Annotated in this window: 5 protein-coding genes and 1 tRNA gene; all 6 read left to right on the forward strand. The window is 27.0% G+C overall.

Annotated features, from left to right (window positions below):
* Positions 1-211: 211 nt before the first annotated feature.
* On the forward strand, positions 212-2038 hold the full coding sequence (locus tag Q0087_RS06905) for a helicase C-terminal domain-containing protein (RefSeq protein WP_297898950.1): 1827 nt from the start codon (positions 212-214) through the stop codon (positions 2036-2038).
* A gap of 371 nt (positions 2039-2409) precedes the next feature.
* The gene (locus Q0087_RS06910) at positions 2410-12084 is read left to right on the forward strand and encodes a hypothetical protein (protein WP_297898952.1); all 9675 of its coding nucleotides are present in this window, start codon (positions 2410-2412) and stop codon (positions 12082-12084) included.
* Positions 12085-12366: 282 nt separating this feature from the next.
* Positions 12367-12440 (forward strand) — tRNA-Arg (locus Q0087_RS06915).
* A gap of 251 nt (positions 12441-12691) precedes the next feature.
* Positions 12692-17440, forward strand: a complete 4749-nt coding sequence (locus Q0087_RS06920; protein ID WP_297898953.1) for a cobaltochelatase subunit CobN — start codon at positions 12692-12694, stop codon at positions 17438-17440.
* 342 nt (positions 17441-17782) lie between these two features.
* Positions 17783-20704, forward strand: coding sequence for an Ig-like domain-containing protein (locus tag Q0087_RS06925; RefSeq protein WP_297898954.1), 2922 nt, complete (start codon positions 17783-17785; stop codon positions 20702-20704).
* A 276-nt stretch (positions 20705-20980) separates the two neighbouring features.
* Positions 20981-25537, forward strand: coding sequence for a right-handed parallel beta-helix repeat-containing protein (locus Q0087_RS06930; protein ID WP_297898955.1), 4557 nt, complete (start codon positions 20981-20983; stop codon positions 25535-25537).
* Positions 25538-25724 lie beyond the last annotated feature (187 nt).

Raw genomic sequence — 25724 nt, forward strand, 5'->3', positions numbered from 1 at the left:
TATAATTTTTATTCTAAATTAGAATATAATTTTTATTCTAAATTAGAATATAATTTTTATTTTAAATTATTATATATTTCTAAAATAGATCATTTTTTCATCATTACTTATAATATTCCATTCATTATTAATAAAAAATTTCAAATAAAATATTATTTTTCATAACCATTAACTATCATTTATTTATACTCCCATTACTAATATACTTTTGATGTCAAATTCTTTGTTTTGCCCAAATTGCGGAATGTTAAAAAACAATTGTGTTTGTAGAAAAACACAAGCAGATTTAAAATCTAATTACTCAAATAGTTTTAATCATCAATCAAAAGATAATCAATCAAAATCTTTTAGTCAATCTATTGATGATGTTTATTCAATAGAAAAGAATTCTCTGGAAGAAGCAAAAATAAATAAATTAAAAACAGAATTTCCGAATATTAATGAAGAAATAATTGAAAATTTCCCATTTAAATCTCCAAGAGAAGGTCAACTTGAAATTATATCTGATATAAATGAAGCTATTGAAAATGGATATAAATATATCATTCTTGAAGCAGGGACTGGTACTGGAAAATCGGGAATAGCCACTACTTTAGCTAGAATGTATCAATCAGCATATATTCTCACTATGACTAAACAATTACAGACTCAATACTTTAATGAATTTAATTTTCCAATGGTTAAAGGCAGGGGAAATTTTTATTGTCTAAATGATGATTTAGATTCTACTTGTGATGTTGGGACATGTAAAACAACTCCAACTTCAAAAAATTTCTTTTGTAAATTTGGAGTTTCTAAAAACCCAAATTTAACTGGGTCTGAAGCTTTTGAAAGTCCATTTGGCGGTTCTATTTTTTATCAATCTGATGAACATTGTCATTATTGGCAACAAAAGTCTAATGCTATTAATTCTCCAATCACTTTAATGAATTATGATTATGCAATCCTTGAATTGAATTATGTAAAGCATTTTCCTCCTAGAAATTTATTAATTCTTGATGAAGCTCATAATATCGAAAATAAATTAATGAATACAATGGAACTTACATTATACAATAGAAGGCTCAAGAAAGACATTAATAGAATTATTAATCCGAGTATACTTAAAGAAAAGGATTATAAAGAATGGATAATGGAGATTGATGCTATAAAAGATGCTTATAGGGATATTGAAATAAAAGATCTTCCAAAAAACAAAGCAGATAGGATTAATTCTACAATATCACGTTTAAAACAGCTTAGAGAAAATCTTGAAAATGAACCTAAAAACTGGATTATTGATTCTTTTACTGATGGTGTTTCATTTAAACCGCTTAGAGTTCATCAATATGCTAAAGACTATTTATTTAAACATGGGGAAGTTTGTATTTTTTTAAGTGCGACTATTTTATCTCATAAGATGTTTTCTAAGTGGTTAGGATTAAACCCTAATGATGTATATCATATAAAAGCTGATAGTCCTTTTTCTCCAGATAAAAGACCTATTGAATTAAATATAGCGGGTAAAATGTCATCTAATAGGATTAAAAGGAGCGCTCCTAAAACTTTGCCAATTATTGAATCTATATTGGAAAAACATAAGAATGATAAGGGTTTAATTCATACTAATAGCTATAAATGTCAAGAATATATTGTTAAAAAAATAAATAATCCTCGACTGATTTCTCATACTTCTAAGAATAGAGAAAGAGTTTTAAATCATTTTGAAAAAACTAAAGACTCGCTTGTTTTAGCTAGTCCCTCCATGAGTGAAGGAGTTGATTTACCCTACGATAAGTGTAGATTTCAGATAATATACAAGGTTCCTTTTCCCTATTTGGGAGATGAACAGGTAAATATGAGAATGAAAAGAGATAGAAGATGGTATGCATATAAAACTGTCATGACTTTAATGCAAGCTTATGGAAGAGGTATGAGGGCTGAAGATGATTCTTGTTATACTTATATACTTGATGGGGACGTAGATATTTTATTTAAAAGTCCACTATATCGTTCTTTAGTTCCAGAATTTTTTAAAGAGGCTATTATTAAAAAATGAATTATATTATTTGTACTTAAATGTTTTAACCTCTTTTAATTATATATTTATAATATTATTTTATCTATTTTTTACCTTTTATTATTATTTTTTTAGTTATTAATATATAATTAATATATATTTATTATTATTTATTAACTAATTTTTATTTCTATTTTTGTTCAATTATTTATGCTTTTTCATATTAATTATTAACTTTTTTTATTTTTTCACTGTTATTTTTTCTAGATTGTTTAATTTTTTTAATATATTGAATATTTAATTAATTAAGAATATTTTAATAAATACTAAAACTTTATATATAATTAAAAATAAATCTTTTTTTTTAATTTCTTTAAACTTATTGTTTTTAGAAATTTTGGGGGGAGAATATGAAATTTAGATTACACAATGTAATCCTATTTTTAATCTTAGTTTTAACAATAACTTTAAGTATTGGTTTTGTATGCGCAACAGACTCACAAGTAAATAATAATGAAATCACAGATGATTCTATTACTGTTCTTGGAGTTAATGAAACTTCTTCATCTAATTTTATAGATAATGATTCTAATTCTTTATCTGATAATAATATTATATCAGAAAATAATAATAATGCTATTAATACTTCCAATGATAAAATTAATACTACTTCTAACAAACTTAAAAATATTTCTATCTCTGGAAAAGTAATTAGGTGTGATTCTGGTTTAGCTTTTTCTGGAGTTACTATTAAAATATTTGACTTAAAAAACAATTTATTATATTCTACCAAAACAGATCAAAATGGTAAGTATAGTATAAACTTAATTAGTCAAGATTCTACTTTTAATGTAGTTGCAAGTTATCCTGGGCATGTTACTTTATCAAAAATTTTGAATTTGTCTAATATTAATGGATCTTATTTTGGAACTGCTAATTTTCAACTAGGTCCAGAGCCAATTATTATATCTAATGGTGCTTTAAGTGAGTTTATAAATGAAACTTTTAAATTCCAAATTAATTTTGACAATGTGGGTAATGAAACAGGTTTTGGCCCAATTGTATATTTGACACTACCCCCAGGTATTCAATTTAAAAATGCAACTTTTTTAGGAAACCAAGTTAAAGTGACTTTTGTTGGAATATTTCCTGGTAACTCAACTGGGACTTTAGTGGATCCTCTCACTAAAATGAATGTGACAGGTATATCAGGAGATAGTTTTTATGTGTTAGAATACCCATTAGGTAGCTACACAAAAGGACAACCTATTGCTACTATGGAGATAACAGCATTTCTTTTAGGTAATAATACCATTGGCCTACCTCTGAATATTACTGCTACCCCTGTTTTCAGATTTGGTGCAAATGAAACTGGGACTACTCCTCTAATTGGAAATAAAACTAATTTAAAAATTACTCCTAATGTAATTAAGATTACCAAAGTTTCAGATGCTCCTGAAGATGAAATTGCAACTGGTAAAAGTAATCCTCATATTTATAAGTTAATAATTGACATTGCAGATGGCCAAACTGTTACAAATATATCTCTTAAAGATATTTTACCAAATAATATTCAATTCATTGAATTGCTTAATGGTGCAAATGGTACAATAATTTATTTGCCTTCTCAAACAGTTCCTGGAGGAATATTAGAATTATATTTCAATAATATAACTGGTACTTTAGGTAATGATAGAATTATAACATATTCTTTTTATGCTCCTTTACTTGATAGTATGAATCAATCTGTTATTGATCCGAATACTGGAGCATCAGTTAATGCTACAAATCAGGTTAATATCTCTGGTATATATAATTCATATAATGTTTCATCAAGAGATAACAATACAGTAATTTTAAAATCTGTAGCAACTCAAAAATATGTTAATGATACTAGTTCGTCTAAACCAAAACCTACTGACATTTTAGAATATGTTATTAATTTTCAAATTTCTGACTACTTCTCTTTAGATAATTTAGTCATCACTGATATTTTGGGTGATGGTCAAACTTTCCTAGGAAGTCAAACTCCATATTTAAATATTCATCTTTCTAATGGAACAACAATATTTTTATATTTTAATCTCACTAATCCAAATCAGTTTCAAGCTGTCTATGATGGGATATCCGGAATTACATATCTTAAATTTAACATAACTAGACTTTTAATAGATAATCAATATGATGGTGGTTTAGAAGGGGCTGATTATTATGGTAATGGATCATTAAGTCAAGTTTATGGAAATTTAACATTTAGAAGTAAGATTAATATTAATTATGTTGTAAATAATAATACTATAGTTTCTAATGATGTAATAAGAAATAATGTCGATTTGAAAGCAAACTTAGATAATCAAACAGCAATTGTGGGAGATAGTAGTGGAACTCAAATTACAATTGTTTCTCCTGTTTCAAAAAAAATTATTTATCAAATTAATGGAAAAAATGTAACTGGTTCTAATTTTGTAATTAAGCCAGGGGATAATATAACATTTTCTTTAGAAATCTATGTTCCTACTAGTAATTTGAATTCTTTTGTTATAATTGATTATTTGCCTATACCTTTTTTAACTGCACTTCAATTTTACACAGGTCAATTACAAAATCTATCTTTAACTGTTCCTGCCAGTGGGCAATGGAGATTAGGTGAAAAAGATACTTTAACTGCTTTAACTGGGGTAATGCCATATTTAACTATTGATACTGCTCAAAATGCACTTATATTTTACTATGGTAATATTTCTCAAGAGTCTCAAATGTCTTCAACTGCCCATATACTCTTTACATTAACAGCTACTGGAGCTCCAATGGCCGATGGGTTATCTCTTGCAAATTTTTTAAATGTTAAATATGAAAATACTGAAAATCTTACTTTTTCAGATAATTATATTGTTAACTTTATAACTTCTGAACCAGAATTATCAATTGAAAAAAATGCGACTCCTAAAAAAGATTTAGAGGCAGGAAATAATGTAACTTACACTATAATCATTAAAAATAATGGTAATGGAACTGCATATAATGTTGTTGTTAAAGATAGTTTATTAATAGATAATCCTGGTTATTTTGATTCAATTAATATCATAGCTTATTATCTTAATGGTGCCCAAATAACTGGATTAAACCTTAATGATTTATTTACTTCAAATGGTTTAAATTTTGGGGAGTTATATCCTATTTTTGGAGTTAATGGTACAAATAACACTATAATAATTACTTATAATGTAACATTAGGTCCAAAAGTTTATCCATTACAAGTAATAAATAATACTGCAAAAATCACTAAATTTACTTCATTGCCTGATGTTTCAAGCCCAAATTTTGTTCTTAATCCTTCTGACTATGAAAGTAATGCCACTGTTAGCCTTAAAGGCATTGATTTTAATAAAACATATATTGGATCTAAAAATGGTTCAAGTATTGGTTCTAATTTAACAATTGGGGAAGTAGGAACATATAGGCTTGTGATAACATTACCTTCTGGACAAATAAAAGATATTGTCATTGTCGACACTCTTCCTAATGGTCTTAAATATGTAAATAATTCTATAAATGTTGTTTCAAATGGTAATATAGAATTACCTAATTATACAATTGATATAGTTGGTAATGTTATTACAATACACTTTACTGGTTTAACTAACACTTCAGATGGCACAAATAAAACTTTTTATGTAGATTTTGATGCAATCGTGCTAAATAATGCTACATTAAACCCTCCTAATACAAATAATAGGAGTAGAACAAACACAGCAACTATTGATTGGAATAACACTGGCCATATTCCTATTACATCATCTGCTACAATTAATATAATAGAACCGAAAATCACTGCAAATAAAACATTTAGTACTAATGTTGTTTATGGTGATAAATCTATAACTGTTTATATCAATATAAAAAATGATGGGCTATCAAAAGCATATAATGTAACTATTAAAGATTATCTTGCTAGTGCAGGTAATATATTTAACTTGACTAGTTCTAATGTAATTGAAATATCTACTAAAGCAGGTTTTACTTTTAATTATGATCCTATTAATAAAATTGTTACTTATACTGGTGGAAATCTTGACGTTGGTGAAACAGCTACTTTTTCATTTAATTTAACTGCTTTACCTGATCCGGTGTTAGGTTCAAATTATACTAATGTAGCTAATGTCACTTATTGGTCACTCCCTTGGATTGATACTATTCCTAATCCCGATAGTAGGAATTATAACACTTCTGGAATAGACAGTCTATTAGTTGGTGATCCTAAAATAAATAAAGCAGTCATCAATTCAACAATTCATGGTTCAACAGGTAAATTAACTATTGGGGAATATATAACTTATCTTATTTCAATAGAACTTCCTAAGGGAAATGCAACAAATCTTTTAATAACTGATATCTTGCCTAATGGATATAGTTATATTAAATATACATTAGATTCATCTACTTGGATTGGTAGTTTAGGTAATTTAGTTGTTGGAGTTAATGGCACAAAAATAAACTTCAACTTCACAGGAATAACTAATAGTCTTTCTAATAATAATACTTTTTATATTTATTTAGTAGCTCAAGTACTTAATGATTCATCAAATAGGGTAGGGCAAATAAAGACTAATAATGTAAATTTAACATGGGATGAAAATCTTAAAGGACCATTTAAATCTTCTGTAAATACAACTATTGTAGAACCAAGTTTACAAATTGTTAAAAGTGCAAATGTTACTAATGTTGATGGTGGAGATAAGGTTTTAATCACTATTAAAATTACTAATAATGGTAATTCTAATGTTTATAGGTTAAATATAACTGATTTATTAGATACAAATTTATTTAATCCAAATACTGTTAATTTTAATTTAGTTAATGGATTTAATTTTACAAGAGATAATAATATCATATATATAATAGCGGATAATGATACATCAATTGCACCAGGAAATTCTGTAAATTTCACTTTCTCTGTTAATGTAATTCCTAATGTTGTAAGTAATTCTACTTTTACAAATATTGTAAATAGTAGCTTTTCATCTATGCCTAATGGATATGATATTACAAGAAATTATACTAATATTTCAAATATTCTTCAATTTAAAACTAACTCTCCTAATATTTCTAAAACTGTTAATTCGACTTCAGAACCAGGATCTACTGGATTATATTTATTAATTGGGGAAGTTGTTACTTATAAAATTGATATTACCATTCCAGAAGGTAAAACACTTGCTGCAGTTCTTAAAGATATATTATCAAACAATGTAATATTTAATAATGGTTCAGCTAAAATAATGCGTAATAATATTAATATTATTGCCTCAGATTTTGATTTTAATTCTAATCCTAATGAATATATTAATTTGTCTGATAGTTACTTTTTGAATAATATTTTGAATCTTTCCTTTGGGGATATATCTTTTAATGGTAGTGAAGGAACTAGCAATGGGTTAATAAGTATAATTTTTAATGTAACACTTTTAAATATCCCTCAAAATCAAAATGGAACTAAAATATCAAATAATGCATCATTAACATTTAATAATGCTAGTGGAATTCAGAAAAATATAGTATCTACTGCTTCTAATTTAACAGTAATTACTCCTAAACTTATAATTAATAAAACATCTAGTAAAAACATTATTGAGGGAGGAGAATCCTTTTCATATATTATAATACTCCAAAATAATGGTACGGCTCCTGTTTATGATATTGTAATCACTGACTATTTGCCTGATGGTTTATCTTATGTTAATTATATACAAATTCCAGAAAATTGGACTATAAACATCACTGGTCAAAAAATAACTTTCATTTCACCTTTAGGATTTAATATTAGCTCTGGAAATAATGTAACAATAGAATTTAATGTTACTGCTTCACAAGACATAAATTATGATTCAAAAATAATTAATAGTGTTAATGCTACTGGAACAAGTTTACCTGGTATACATGGGACTAATAATTCAACTATAGGCAATCCTGGAGAAACTAATGGTGAGAGAACTGGAGATTCATCTCAAGGTACAGTTAATAATATATTTGCCAATGCTACAAACACTATTAATACAAGGGCACCATCAGTTTCTAAAGATGTAAATAATAAAACTGCTCCAATAGGAGGAAATTTAAATTATACTATTGTTATTAATTTACCAGAGGGATATACAAAAAATCTAACAATTTCCGATTTGTTACCTTTAGGGTTAATTTATCTTCCTGGAACTCTTAATATTTCTTCCTCTAGTTCTATAAACTATGAAAATATTATAATTAATATAATAGGTAATAGAATTGATGTTAATTTTGGATGGTTAAATGCTACATCTAGTGGTAATATAACTTTAATATACACTACATTAGTTCAAAATATTCCAAATAATGTTAACGGTACTATTTTATCTAATAATGTAACAATTACATTCATGAATGGAACAGAAAATAATTCCACTGTTCGTGATAGTGAAAATATTACTGTAGTAGAACCTAAACTTAATATTAATAAGACTTCAAACAAAAATAATTACGTCCCTGGAGAAAATGTTGTTTTCACATTAAAAATAAGCCATAAAAATGGAAGTGCATCATCTGCTTATAATTTAATTGTAGTGGATAATATACCTGTTGGATTAATTTATGTAATTGGGTCATCAATACTTCCAGCTGGATGGTTTGTTGATGAAAATCAATCTAACTCTAATATATTAACATTTTATACTACTCCTGGTTATGAGCTTCCATTAGGTCAAGAAATTACAATTAGATTTAACTGTACTGTTGGTAATTATATTTTTGCTGGTCTGAATTTAACCAATAATGTTGCTTTGAATTATTCTTCAATTAATATTACTAACAATTCAAGGTTGTATGGCCCAATTAATGCTAGTTCTACTATTCATGTTATAGGTTCAGATATTTATGTTATCAAATCAGGAAATATAACTATAAATGCCGGTGAATCATTCAATTATTATATTGAAATTGGAAACAATGGGCCAGATTCTGCGATTAATGTTACAATTTATGATTTAATAGATCAAAATTGGTTTATATGGATGAAAAATGTTAAATATTATTTAAATGGAAATTGGTATAATTTCACTAATCCATTAAACATTACTATAATAGGAACATTATTGTCTGGCCAAAAGATTTTTATAAATGTTACAGGGATTTTAAACTCTTCAGCACCAACTGGAAATGTAACAAATAGCGTTGTTGTTAATTCATCAACTCCTGATCCAAATACTAATAATAATATGGACAATTGTACAACTGAAATAAAACAAAAATCTGTACTCATAGTAAATAAAACTGTAAATGAGCCTATTGTTATAGCTGGAAATTCGATTCATTATACTATTAAAGTTACAAATATTGGTCCAAGTTATGCTTATGATATAATTATAAATGATAATTTGCCTCATTATGTAACTGGAAAATATTATTCTCTTAATAATGGTACTACTTGGGTTCCATGGGAATCTGGGTTATTAGAATTTAATCATCTAGCAGTTGGAGATACTATAGAAATATTGGTTAATGCAACTGTGGATTCTTATGCTCCTAATGGTACAATTTTAAACAATATTGTAAAAGTAAGTCATCTTGGGGCCCCTGATGAAGAGAAAAATGCATCTTCTATTGTTTATTGTGTTGCTAATTTGACTTTGGTTAAGTCTAATGATCCTGTTTTGGTTGTTGTTGCTGGTGAGGGTATTGTTTATCAGCTTGTTTTAAGGAATAATGGTCCTTCTGTAGCTTTGAATTTGACTTTTAATGATAAGTTGCCTGTTGGTTTGTTTGATTCTTATTATCGTTATAGTGTTAATAATGGGTCTTGGTCTAATTGGGTTAGTTTTAATAGTCTTTTGTCTTTGAATGTTTCTGAGTTTTTCCCTGATGGTTTTGACTTGGATGATGTTTTTGTTGTGGAAATTAAGGCTATTGTTAATGCTTCTACTGTTAATGGTACTGTTTTGGTTAATAGGGCTAATGTGACTTCTGGTACTGATCCTTTTGTTGTTGTTTCTAATAATGTTACTAATGTTGTTAAGAGTGTTGCTAGTTTGTCTATTAATAAATCTGGTGATATTAAGGTTGTTGCTGGTGGATTGATTCATTATGTTATTACTGTTCATAATGGTGGTCCTAGTGATGCTGTGGGTACTGTTTTAATTGATGCTTTACCTAATTATGTTAATGGTTTGTATTATTCTCTTGATAATGGAGTTACTTATTATGCTTGGCCTTCTACTGGTAATATTAGTTTAGGAACTTTAGGTGTTAATGAAACTGTTGTTGTTTGGATTAATGGTAGTGTTGATTCTGCTACTCCTAATGGTACTATTTTAAATAATACTGCTTTTGTTAGTTCTCCTTTTGATCCGGATTCTCATAATGATTCTTTTGTTACTAATGTTACTACTCAGGCTAATTTAACTTTGAATAAGAGTGTTAATTCTATTATTGTTGTTGCTGGGGAGAATCTTGTTTATACTATTGTTTTGACTAATAATGGGCTTAGTGTTGTTCGGAATTTGACTTTTTATGATGGTCTTCCTAATGGTTTGATTAATTCTCATTATAGGTATAAAGTGGGTAATGGTTCTTGGTCTGCTTGGGATGATTTTAATGGTTCATTTGTGATTGTTTTGCCTGATGGTTATCTTTCTGTCAATGATTCTGTTGTTGTTGAGATTAACTCTACTGTTAATTCTAGTGTTGTTAATGGTACTGTTTTGGTTAATATGGCTAATGTGACTTCTGGTACTGATCCTTTTGTGGTTATTTCTAATCCTGTTAATAGTACTGTTGTTTCAGTTTCTAATTTGAGTTTGAATAAGTCTGTTGATCATGTTTGGGTTTATGCAGGTAATGGTTTGGTTTATTCAATTGTTTTGGTGAATCATGGTTCTTCTGCGGCTTGGAATGTGACTTTGAATGATGCTGTTCCTAGTTGGTTGGTTGATCGTTATTATCGTTATAGTCTTAATAATGGGTCTTGGTCTAATTGGGTCTTGTTTAATGGTGATTTAGTATTGGATGTTTCTGGTCTTTTCCCAGATGGTTATGTTGGGGTTAATGATACTTTTAATTTAGAAGTTAAAGGGTTTGTTAATGCTTCTACTCCTAATGGCACTGTTTTGTTTAATAATGCTAGTGTTGTTTCTTTAACTGATCCTGAAGGGGTCATTTCTCCAACTGTAAACACAACAGTAAAAACACTTGCTAATTTGACAATTACTAAAACAATAAATGTTGAAAAAATAGTAAGGGGTCATTCAGTACAATATGTTATTGTGATAACCAATTTGGGGCCTTCTGATGCTTTAAATGTATCACTATACGATTATTTTGATACAAGTATACTAGTTAATACTATATATTCCACTTCTTCAGGAGTTTCTTGGACAGCTTTCAATGGTCCATTGAATTTAACCTATCTTGTATCTTCACTTTCTGCTGGAAGCAATGTTACTATATGGGTTAATGGAACAATTTCTAACAATACTACAACTGGTATTACAAATACTGTAATAACTAGTTCTGAAACTGATCCTGATGGTAATAAATCTGCTAATGTCACAACCCCAATACAAAAATCTCATATAACTATTAAAAAGACGGTCAATAATAAAAAACCATATCTTCATGAAACAGTTTATTTCACATTAACAGTTAAAAATTGGGGTCCAGATACTGCTATTGATGTTTATGCAATTGATATTCTTCCAAAAGGTTTTAAATTTGTTTCATTTAAGACTAAATACGGCTCATATAATTATAAAACTGGGTTATGGTATATTGGAAATATTTCTAATGGAAGCACTATTCGATTGGTAATTGTAGCAGTAGTTGAAAAATTAGGAATTATTGTAAATAATGTAGAAGTTTTTACAGCTTCTTATGATGGCTCAGAAGAAAAACACAACGCTTCTGCAAATGTAACGGTTTCTCCTGTCCCTGATCCAGATCCTAAACCTCAGCATAATCATGGTAATCTTATACCTATGAAAAACACTGGAATGCCTATTCCAATAGCAATTTTGGCAATTTTAATAATGTTTGTTGGTTTAGTAAGATTTAAAAGAAAATAAGGTTTTTATAATTAATTATTTTTAATTTTTTATAATCTCATTACTTTTTATTTTATTATTTTTTAGCTATTTTTTTAATTATGATATTATAGATTATTTATAAAAATTTTTATATCGTGTTTTTTCAATATTTTCCATTATTTTTTTATTATTTTTTAATTATTTTTTCAATTATTTAGATACTCATGAAATCCAATAAAAAATTATTTAAGTGTTATTAACAAAGATATTAATGGATTATATATATTTGAAAAATAATCTATTCATTACTTATTTTATCCAGGGCCTGTGGTCTAGCCTGGAATGACGTAGGACTTCGGATCCTAAGATCGAGGGTTCAAATCCCTCCAGGCTCGTTTTACTTTTTATTATATTAATTAATATTTTTATTTTTTTATTATTCTTTCTTTTCTTCTTTTATATTATTTTTAAGATTTTTTTAAACTTATTATTGTCTCTATCATTAATTAAATAGTTTTTTATAAAATTATTTTATCAACTTTACTTGAATTTTATTAAAATTAAATAGATAATTTTATATTGTTGAATATTAAAAGATATTAGTTATTGGATTAATCTATTTAACATAATTAATGAGGAAAATTTTATGGGTCTTAAATTTAAAAAAATAGCTATAATAACATTATTAATGATATTTGTAAGCTTAATTTTTATTAATGCATCTTTTGCTGCTTCTGGATATGTTGATGTCATTGTAAAGGATGCTCATAATTCAACTTCAAACAAATATTCTGAAGAAGGCTTTGCAGTAAAAAATGCTACAATTAAGGTTATAAATAAAACAACCAATAATGTTATATTATCTGGTAGTACTGATAATAATGGTAAATATAGAATCTCTACAAATAATTTGAATCCAGGGGTTTATTTATTAAATATTAGCTATTCTACATATTTAACATACTCAACAAATCTAACAGTAAATAAATCTTCCAATGCTGGTGAAGTTAAATGGAGATTCACTCCAGATATTGCTTTTGTTTGTTATTATGCTGGCCATAAAGAAAAAGTTAATAGCTTGATGAATATAAGTAAGAGGGTTTATTATATTGATTCTATGAACTATGATCAAGAAAAAGAAGATAAATTATGGCTATTAAGGTATGCACAATTTTTATATTTAGATATGTATGCAGATGGATCATATACTTTTGATACTAGAATCTTTTCAAATATTCCTGCAAATATAAACTATAAAATTGCCTATTGTTTTGGGGATTATAATCCTGATAGATTAAAAGATTTTGGATTAAATTTTATTGGTTCTAATTCTTCTAATAATACTCCTCATACAATTGAAAACACTTTTATTGGGTCTTATTTTAAATCTCAAAGTTCAGAAAATATGAACTTAGAAATACTAAATGAGAATATGCAAAATTTATTTGATTATATTAGGTATTTATTAGAAGAAACAAACACTAACCCAACTGATGATAATTCTAAAACACCGAAATTAGATTCTTTATGGGGTATATATCATCCAGACTATGGAACTTGGGAATTTAGAGTTGATCAAACAAATATAGCTAATTGGATTCGTCAAAATCCGGGTTATACAATTAACACTTCTGGTAATTTGAGATGGATGGATGAAGAGTATATCAGCTGGCTTTCTACACAAAATATCTCTTCATTATATTCTGATTTTGAAAGTTGGTATAAATCCATTAAAAAAAATATAACTTCTAATTTTATAGTAATTGCAAGTTATAAACCTGGAGGAATTTTAGTTGATGCATTGATTAGAGCTTATGAATCTCAAGGTAGAGCAACTTTCAATGTTTTTCAAATTGAACAAAAACCTTCAATGGCAACCATCCTTTTAAATTTGACTAATGCACTTACTCGAAAGATAGTTGCTATCAACTCTTTGTATAGCTGGTCTATGGATTATCAGAATATGGGAGAAGATGGTGGTGCTATAGATGAATATCTTGGAATAGATGTTGAAATTATAAGGGCTTTAAATGATATTAGTGAAATGAGCTATCTTAGTGATTATGGTCCACAATCAGAATGGACTTATTCAGTAACAATCCCTAGTATGGAAGGAGTTTTTGGGGCTATAGCTGTTTCTTATATTGATTCTGCAGGAAAAACTCAAATTATAAAAGCAGGAGTTGATAAATTAGTCGAAACAACTCAAGGTTGGGCTAATTTGAAGGAAAAAAGTAATGAATATAAGAAAATAGCTATAATTCTTTATAATTATCCTCCAGGCAAATTAGAAATTGGTGCTTCATATTTGGATGTTTTTCAAAGTGTTCATGATCTTTTAGAACAGTTGTATGATGCAGGTTATAATATTGGGATGAATAAAAGTGAAATTCCTACAGTTTCTAGACTTGTTGCACTTATTCAAGATATGGGTAATAAAGGAACTTATGCTCAAGGACTTTTAAATGAGTATGTTGAGAAAAATTGGGATACTTTGATGAAATATGGGCAACTTGTTGATGAGATAAAAGTTGGCGAATATCTTAACTCTTTAGGTGTTGATCTTAAGGAACAATTACTAAAAAAATGGGGTCAAAATGGAACGATGGGTGGAGTGATGGTTTATACAAATAAAACTACTGGTAAAAAATACATTGTTATCCCTGGAATGATGTTTGGAAACATTTTTCTGACATTTCAACCTAGTAGAGGTTGGGATGAGATGAAATCTGTTGAAGATTACCACGACTTAACGTTACCTCCTCATCAACAATATGTTACTTTTTATAAGTGGTTAGGGGATGTTTTTAAAGCTGATGCAATGATACACATGGGGACTCATGGAACATTAGAATTTTTGCCTGGAAGATCTCTTGGCCTGCAAGATGATGATTGGACATTTGTTCTAAGTGGTATTCCAAATATATATCCTTATATTGTCTCCAATCCTGGTGAAGCATCAGTAGCTAAAAATAGGGCAGGTGCATTAGTTATAAGTCACATGACTCCAGCTTCTGTAATTTCCCAATTATATGGAAATTATACTGAATTAAATACTCGTATAGATTCTTATGAAGATGCTGTGAAATTTAATAATTCATTAGCAGAGACATATAAAAAACAAATTCTAAATCTTTCTAAGTCTTTAAATATTGATCAACCAACTTCAAATCAATCTTTTGATGATTGGCTTGAAGATGTACATCATTTGCTTGAAGGATTAGATAATGATATTATCACTATAGGATTACATACTTTAGGTTATGTACTAACTGGGGATGAAATGATTCAAGGAGTTATAACGATTGTATCGTCGAAATCTAGTATTTATGATAATATAAAAGAATTATTATATCCTAATCTTAGAAATGTGAAATATTATGATATGGTTAATGGAGTTAACAGTACTAAATACGTTTCACAGGTTAAAATAATACAAAATTGGTTAACTAAATATGTTACTGGACTATTAAATGGTTCAATAACTAATATAACTCAATTTTTAGAAGAAAACAATATTTCTAATGCTAGTGGATTTTATAACGACTTTTATGACGCTCTGGTACTTTGTAACACTACAATCAGGGATATACAAAATAATTTAGAATGGGATTCAATAATGAAGGCTTTATCTGGGGAATATGTTTTACCTGGCTTAGCTGTTGATCCTGCTTATGGTGACTCATTACCTACTGGTAGAAATGTATACTTTACAGATGCTACTAAAATGCCTTCTAAAGCTGCTTTTGAAACTGCTAAAGAAATCGTCGATAAACTAATTGTTGAATATTATGAAGCACATAACAAAACTTTTCCAGAGCTTGTTGGTCTTGTGATGTGGGGTACAGAATTATTGCGTACTGAAGGTATTGGTATGGGAGAATTTTTATACTTGTTAGGAGTTACTCCTGTTTGGACATCAAATGGCGTAGCTAAAGGGGTAGAATTAATTCCTTTGTCTGATTTGAAAGTTACATTATCTAATGGTACAACTATAAATCGCCCTCGTATCGATGTTTATGCAAGTGCGGTTACTAATAATGCTAAGTGGATTAAACTAATGGTTTCTGCAGTTAATTTAGCTTATAATGCTTCAGATGAGACTACATCTCAAAATTATGTTAAGAAGCATTTTAAAGAATATCCTTCATTAGATAGAATTTTTGGTCTTCCTGGAGCAGTTCTTGAAGGAACTGGCATGAGTAATTTTATTCCGAACACAAATAACTGGCAAAATAACACGAATATTAGTGCAACATTAGCAGATATTTATCTATCCCGAGTTTCTTATTCTTGGTCTATTGATTCAAAGGGTAGTATTGTTGTAACTAGTAATAGAGGTGCTTATGAATTTTTACTTAAAAAAACTGATTTAATAACTCAAAATGTAGATAGTACTTGGAGATTTTTAGATAGTGATGATTATTATGATTGGTTTGGTGGATTATTAGGAGCTTCTCAATACCTTGGTGGAACTCCTGATACTTCTATTGTTGATATAAGAAATAAAAATAATTTAATAACTAGAAATCTACAAGAACAAATAGACTTTGAAATAAGGTCCACGGTTTTAAATCCAGTTTATAGGGATGCTTTACTTGGAACTGCTGCAGGATGGAATTTTTATTCATCAAAATATCAATATATTTTTGGGTTTAATACTGTTGCCTCAGGGGGTAATGGAATAAATCTAGTTTCTAGTGGAACATGGATTTCTTTAGGTTATAATCTATTAGATTCAGCTTTTAATGTTGATAGTGGATATAAATCTTATTCTTTCCAAAGTATGTCTGGTTGGGTTTTAGTTGCAGCTCAAAAAGGAATGTGGTCTGGAGATGCTAAACTTTTAACAGAACTAGCTAATAAGTACCTTAGGGCAGCAATTCAGTATGGTGTTGCATGTTGTCATCATACTTGTGCAAATTTAGATTTTAATAAATGGGTTCTTCAAGTGTCTTCTTTATCTAATGCAGAAAAACAAAAGTATTCTGATATATTGAAAAAAGCTACTCTTGGGGGAGCTGCTTATGCTTCTTCAACTAATAATGGAGAATCTAGTTCTAATGGTGGAGATTCTCAATCTAATGGGAAAGGTTCTTCTAGTAGCTCTGATATGGGACAAATTTCTCAAGATACTTCTTCTAATGGTCAAGTTGGAGATTCAAGTTCTTCTAAGAATAGTAAAAGTCAAAGTTCAGATGCTTCTAGTTCTTCTGATAGCTCAAATGGTGCTTCAGGTAAAAATGATGGTAAAGTGAGTGAAATATCAAACAATCAAAATTCTTCATCTAGTTCTGATTCCTCAATTTCTGCAGCATTTATAGCTGCTGTTTTAGCTATAATCGCATTGTTTGTTGTTGGTTATATTAGAAATAAAAAGAATAATGATTATTAAGATTTATTTTTATAATAATTTATTTTTTATTATAATTTATTTTTTATTATAATTTATTTTTTTTCACGATTATTTCCGAAATCTTTATAAATATTGAATATAATAAAAATATTCATTCAGTCATATTTGATATTTTATAAAGCTTGTTTGATATTAACTGAAAATATTCAACTATATTATTCTTTAATTTAGATAAATTTCAATTTATTATCTTGCTTTATAAAATCTTTTTTTGATTGATATGATGGGAATCTAATAGAATTTAAGATTAATTTTTTTCTATTAGGTTATTATTCAATTAGGTTATGGTTTTTATACCAAATCAGATGAAAGGAGATAATTATGAAAAAATTTAAGCTAATTATTCCATTATTTACTTTGTTAGTATTTTTGGCAATTGGTTCTGCTACAGCTGCTAGCTATGATATTAATGAAACTAGCTATTCAAACTATTTTAATAATGATGGCTCATTCAAAGTGGATTCTGGAATAAATAATGGGGATGAATTAGTTATTAATGGGGAAATTAAAAATAAAAATTTCACTATTGATAAAAATGTAACTATTAATGGAAATACAAATGGAAAAATGATAAATAGTACTATTAGATTATTTGGGAGTGATTCTAGTGGTTCTACTATAAATGGGATTAGTATTAATAATGTTAATCAAAATGGTATTGAGATAACTAATGGTGCTTCTCATATAATGATTAATAATACTAATATACATATTAATGGAACAGAAACTTTTGGGGGTTATAGTTTATATGGTATATTAGCTACTGGTGAAACTTCTTATGTTAATATTATTAATAATATAATTTCAATGAATGGAAATGTGCCTTATAATTATGGGATTTCTGTCTCTTGTTTTTATGGAGACACATATCAAATAGCTCCTAATCCTAATAATTATGTTATAAATGGTAATAAAATAAGTTCTAATATTAATAATACTTACTCTGCAGGTATATATGCAGATTCTCCAATTAATTTTACTATAAAAAATAATAATTTGGACTTGATGTCGAACAATTTAATATATGGTATAACTATCACTGACATGTTTTTAACTGATTTTTCTGGTGATGGCAATTTAATTCCTTCTAGGGGAATAGAAATCTCAAAGAACTCTATTTATGGAACTGGTAACTGTATTTTCTTAATCGAAATTTTCCAGCTAGGTATTTGGGAAGCTATGGATGATTATGGTGAATTTAAACCTATTTTGGTTAACGAAAATAATCTCTATGGTAAAGGAACTTCTGTATATGGTATTGCTTTAGGTTCATCTCATTATATTAATATTAATGGAAACAATATAACAACAATTGGGGGAAATTACAAATCAATAAATAAAACCAATGATTCAGCAGCACCTATAGGGGGTATAGCTCCTATTAATTTACAAAGTGATTCATTTGAGAGATGCCAATATTTAAATATTACAAACAATCATTTTGAATCAAATAATGGCTTAACTGTTGGAAATACTAATTCGTCTATTGTCCCGCAGAATATTACTTATTTGGGTAATTTACAAGATTTTATAATTGACGATGAATCATATTCTAATTTCTTTGATAATGAAGGAAATTTTTTAGATAATTTGAATGTTACTACAAATAGCACTTTAAATTTAGGTAATCTATTTAGGAAAAAAATTGTAATTGATAGGATGCTAAATATAATGCCCTATGATAATGCTTCCATGTTATTATATACTCAAATCATTTTAAAAAATAGTGCTTCTGGATCAATTATCCAAAATTTATTCTTTGTAAGTGATAAAAATGTTTTAAACCTTGAAGGGTCTTCTGATAACATTTTTAAAAATAATAGAATTATTATAAGAAGTATAATTGATGATTATTATCCTAACAATTCTTTAGATGGGATAACTTTAACTGGAGATAGCTCTAGAAACCAAATCTTAAACAATGATATTCAAATTGATGGAACCATGAATCCTACTAAAGGAGCATATTTTTACGGTATTCAGATTGGAAGTTATGATGGGTCTAATCCTGATTCTAATATTATAGATGGGAATACTATAGTCGTTAATGGTGTTTATGCTAGTGCACTATATTTTAATTCTGTTAAAAACACTATTATAAAAAATAATGATATTTTTGTCAATGGAAAAGATTTTGCATATGTTATTGTTATTCAAGATTGGAGTTACCTTTCATCTGCTCCATCATTGAATAATCATATAATTAATAATAAAATTTTTGGAAAAGGAAGTATGATTTATTTAATTGAATCTATTAATTCTCAAGGAACTATTGTAAAAAATAATATTATTTCTGGTGATGGTGATGCTGTATATGGTTATGCTTCTTCAGGATCTAAAAATGAAGTTATTGAGGCAAATGAGTTTTATATAAATGGAACTGATGTAGCTAATACTCCTTTAAACTTTGATATTATTAAATCGTCTCAAGCTGGAATATATGCTGAAAAAGTTACAAATATGACTATAAAGAACAATAAGATTATATCTAAGTATAATAAAGGAGGAGATTACGGAGTTAATATATTAAATGCATCTGCAGGTTCTAAAAATATTATAGAAAATAATTATCTCTCTTCTGATAATGGAAGGAAATTAGGAAAAGAATCTATTTACAGTGTCAATGCTTTAGATTTGATTAACAATAATACTCCAAAAAGAACAATATTAACTTTGAAAACATCTAAAATAACAGTTGGAAAAACTGCATCTATAATTGCCATTCTTAAAGATAATAATGGGAAAGCTTTAGTTAATAATAAAATTCAACTTTTAATCAATGGAAAATCTTATAGTTCAACCACTAATTCTAAAGGTGAAGCTATTTTTAAAATTTCTTCTCTTAAAAAGGGTAATTATTCAATTAAAGCTAATTATGTTGGAAATAATAATTATATTTCGACATTAGCTACTCAAAAACAAATTGTTTTAGGAATTGCAGATTTAAAGATTACAAAGATTCGAACTAATGGTAAAAGGTATATAATAACTATTAAGAATATAGGCTCAGAATCAGCATTGAAATCTAAATTTCGAATTTGGTATAAAGATTCTAGAAATAAAGTATTAAAACCACTTATAATAAATACTAAGTCACTTTCTGCAGGTAAATCTTTGAATATATCAATTAACCTCTTCAAAAAGTATCCAAAGAAAAAATATGTTGTATATACTCAAGCTAATTATAATAAGGCTGTCAAGGAATCAAATTACAAAAACAATTTAAAAAAAGTTATAGTGTAACTATTATTACGCTATAATAAAAAATTTTAACATTATATCTTCATACCAAATCTATTATAATCCATTAGTTTTAATCTTGTGTTAATTTTGATTTTATATTGGATTTAAAATTGTTTTTTGGTATTTTAATTGTTATATTTGATTATATAATTTTAATTTTTATAATCGGATTATATATGTTTAATTTTTATAATCTGATGATATAATTTTAATTTTTATATTTGAGGATATTTAATTTGTTTTTGATTTTTTAATAATAATTTAAGGAGAAATATGATGAAAATATCGAAAAATATTATTTTAATTGGCATTTTAATAGTATTTTTAGCTACATCTATCGGTTCTGTTAGTGCAATTGATAATAATGTATCTAATACAAATACAGATAATTATGCCGTTAATGATCTAGGGATTAATCAAATTAATTCTAATGTTGATGATAATATAAATACTAATGATAATACTACTATTACTACTGATTTTAATAATAATGATAATACTACTGGTTATAATACTACTGGTTATAATACTAAAGATTATAATATAACTGATTCTATTAATGAAGATAAAGATAATGAATCTAATGAGGAAATTTTAAATGTATCTACTTCTTTAAACTCTAATTCTAAGAGTTTTAATACTATCAATGTCCTTAATAGTCCTCAAACAATTATAATAACTGATAGTTCTTATTCTAATTATTTTAATAGTAATGGTACTATAAAAACAGGTAGTGGACTAGTTGAGGGAGATATATTAGATATTCAAGGAACTCTATATAACAAAAATTTTGTTTTAACAATTCCATTGAATCTTATAACAACTTCAAATGGCAAACTTGTTAATGGAACTATATATATTAGAACTAGTGGTTCAGGATCAAACATCACAGGATTAACAATTATTAATACTAATGATAATGGTCATGGTGTTTATTTACTTGAAACTGAAAATAATACTATAAAAAATTGTGATTTTACTATAAGTGGTCAAGGGGCATATTCTCTACCTATGGTTCGTTCTAATTATAATAAGATTATTGGAAATAAAATGGTTAATTTAATTAATAATTATTCTCCAGGAATGGATCCTAGTGCAAAAACCGTTATTGTTTTAGGTAACTCCCATAACAATACAATAGCTAACAATACTCTTGCTTCAAATGGTTCTAATTGTATTTATTTATCTACTTATTCTTTTTTAGATTATGGTTCTGGTGAAGGAGCATCTACTTATAATAATATAATAAATAACACAGTTTATGGTGCAGATACTTCCTGGTGTTATGTAATTCAGATTATGGGAAATTACAATAATATTAAATATAATACTGTGTATGGTGGATATAGGGGAATTTCATCTGTAGGCACATATAACAATGTTTCTAGCAACAAAATTTTTGATACTGCAAACACTGGAATTTATGCAGGCACAAATAATATAATTTATGATAATTTCATAAATCAGACAGGTAGTAGTACTGGAATAGTTGTCACTGGGTCAAATGTTGGATTAAAAAATAATGTTATATATGTTGTTAATGGAAAAGCAATTGATGTTTCTTCTAATAATAATATAACCATAGAAAATAATAATATATCCTCTGTTGGGGGAACTTGTGTCTATATTTTTGGTAACTCTAATCAAATTTCTATCTTAAGGAATATTATTAATTCAAATACTGGACTTTGTATTTCTATAAAAAGACAGGACTCTCAAACATTTCCAACTAATATAACAATCAGAAATAATACTTTAAATACTGAAAATAATTACTCAATCGATGCTAAGGATTGTGATAAAAATACTTTTGTTCTTGGAAATGATAATACAATAAAAGGCCAGATTATAAGTCCTGGTGGAGAAATTATTAATCCTCCTATAAACAATTTCACTGGAACCTTACATATTATTAATGAATCTAATTTCGATGACTATTTTGATATTTATGGTAATTTAAAGAATATAGTTGATGATGGGGATGTTTTAAATATAACTGGTAATTTTTATAATAGGGATATTAAAATAACATCTACAATAAAAATCATTGGAGATTTAGCTAATTTTTATAATTCTACATTTATAATAACTGCTAGAGGAGTATGGATTGAAAATATAAATATAATCAATGAAGCTAAAATGGGAATTATTATTAATCAAACTGAATCTGCAACTATAAATAAGAACAATATAAGTTCAATCCACCCAACTACTGCTTATGGGATTTATATTTACCAGTCAGATAATAATATAATTTCATCAAACAATATTTATGTTAAAGGAGATTTATTGACTTATGGAATTTTGTCTTTTGGGTCTTTATCTAATGTTATAAAAGATAATAATATAAAAGTTAATGGAACAGGCAATTTACACAAATATGAGTCTGGTATTTGTATTGATGGTGAACATATTGTAAATGAAATATTCAGGACTTATGGGATCTTATTATTATACTCATCTAATAATAATTTAACTAATAATCATCTTAATATATCATCAGCAATTGAAAATTCACCTAATCAATCAGATAATTTTACAAATTCCATTGCAGGGATTGACATATATTATGATAGTCATAACAATAATATAATAGGTAATGATATTATTATTTGTGCCAAAGACCCCTATTTATATGGATTAGGAGTTTTAGGTGGTCAAACAAATACTGGTAACTTAAGATCTGAAAATAACACATTTAAAAGTAATAATATCCAAATAGATGGAAGCTACTTTGCAACTGGATTTATTTCTGGATATAATAGTTTTAATACATTATTATATGGAAATTCCATATTTTGCTCAGCTAATGACTATGCTTATGGAGTAACATTAGAGTTATCTCAGTTTAATATAATACAAGATAATCAAATAGACTTATTTGCCATAATTAATTATGCAATTGAATTATATGCTTCAAATGATAATCAAATAATACAAAATTTGGTTTATGCTTCTGGTAGTTATAGTTATGGTATTGCTGCAATTTCTTCTTCTAGAAATCAAATAATATTGAATGATATTGAGGTTTATGGTGATTTGAGCAAAGAACCAATACAAAAAAGACATGGGGATGCAATTCCTTATGGCAATGCGGGTATGCTATTAATGTCAAATTCTGACAATAATATTATAAAAGATAACAAAATAAAATCTTCTGGTGAATATGCAATTAATGGGACAAGCATTAAAAACACTACTATTGATAATAATTTTTTAAATGCAACTGGTATTATTAATAGTTCTACTTCTGAGGTCATTGTTGAAGGTAAGAAAGGTATTTACTCTATACTTGTATCTAATAATACAGAATCTGGAAATACAATAATTAATAATTATGGTAATTTCTTTGATGAAGGAGATTTGCTTTTCCCACAAGCTAATACAACAGTTAATAATTCAGCTAAATTTAATATATCAGTAATAAATAATTTAAGTGTTTTTGAAAATGGAAAAGCATTTTTTTATGTCTATTATAATAATGAATGGATAAGAATTGGAATAGCAAATATTAACAATGGTAAATTTGAATATAATTGGACTAAAATTTATGATTCCATGATAGTAGGATCTTATGATATTAAAGCTGTAATTAATAAAGTTGATTATGAAAACTTAACAATTTTTTCAACTATAAATGTTGGAAAAGCATCTGTTAATGTTTCAATACTTAATTCAACAGGTGTTAAGGGAGAATATGCTACAGTTTCTGCAAAAGTCACAGATAGTAGAGGAAATCCTCTTAATGGAATTGAAGTTAGGTTCTATGTTGAGGGTAGCTATGTAGGAAGAGCTTACACTAATTCTAATGGTACTGCAATTTTAGACTATCTTTTAAGCTCATATCAAGACATAGGTGATTATTATTTAAGAGCTGTTACTATTGAATCTGATAATTACTTGCAAGGATCTGGTGTTGGAAATCTTTTGATAAAAACTAAAACATATTTGATTCCTACTATATCTCCTGTAGATTTTGGAAAAACAGCTGTAATTAAATTTACTTTAAAAGGATCAGATAATAAATTATTGTCTGGAAGAACAATTTACATGCTTTTAGATGGAATAATAGTTTTAACAAATAAAACTAATTCTAAGGGTGTTGTTCAATTTACTATTCCTAGATTAGCTAAGGGAAATCACACGATTTTAGCATATTTTGCAGATAATGATCCAAATTATGGTTCTTCTTATTATCAAGGAAAACAGGTTATTAGGGCTAATGCAGATTTATTAATTACTAATGTTAAAAAATATGGAAATAATTATAAAGTAACAATTAAAAATCAAGGATCATCTAAATCTTCTACTAGTAAATTAAAAGTGTGGTATTCTAAGAATAAATATAGGACAGTTGTAGTTAAACCAATATCTACTGGAAAATCCTTAACTGTTTTAGTTAAATTTTTCAAATACTCAACTCATAAAAAATATACTAAATATGCTCAAATAAATTACAACAAAGCTGTTGTTGAGTCTAATTATAATAATAACAAAGTATCTTTTAAAAATTCAAATTATCAAAGATATAAATCTGATTTGGTAATTTCATCTATAAAAAGAGTTGGAAACAACTATAAAATAAAGATAGTGAATAAAGGAACAGCTAACTCTGGAACATTTAAATTTAAAGTTTGGTTTGGAAGTGGAAAGAAGACAAAGTCTAAAGTTTTCACTATTAGAAGCATACCTTCAAATAGATATGTAACAGCTACTTTTGCTTTCTTCAAGTATTCTGAACATAAAAAATATACTAAATATGCTAAAGTAAATTATAACAAAGTTGCTATAGAATCTAACTATAATAATAATTTATTTAAGTTTAAAACTTGATATCTTTGTTTTAAAGTATTTTTTATAGAAAAAAAATAAAATATGAATTAACTTTAATTTTTTATTTTATTTTTAAATTTATTTTTTATTTTATTTTTAAATTTATTTTTTAATTTATTTTTTATTCTAATTTCATATAGTAAAATTTATATGTGTCATTAATATATTTATTATTAGTTAATCAATT

This window comes from uncultured Methanobrevibacter sp. (assembly GCF_937881195.1).
GTDB lineage: Archaea > Methanobacteriota > Methanobacteria > Methanobacteriales > Methanobacteriaceae > Methanobinarius.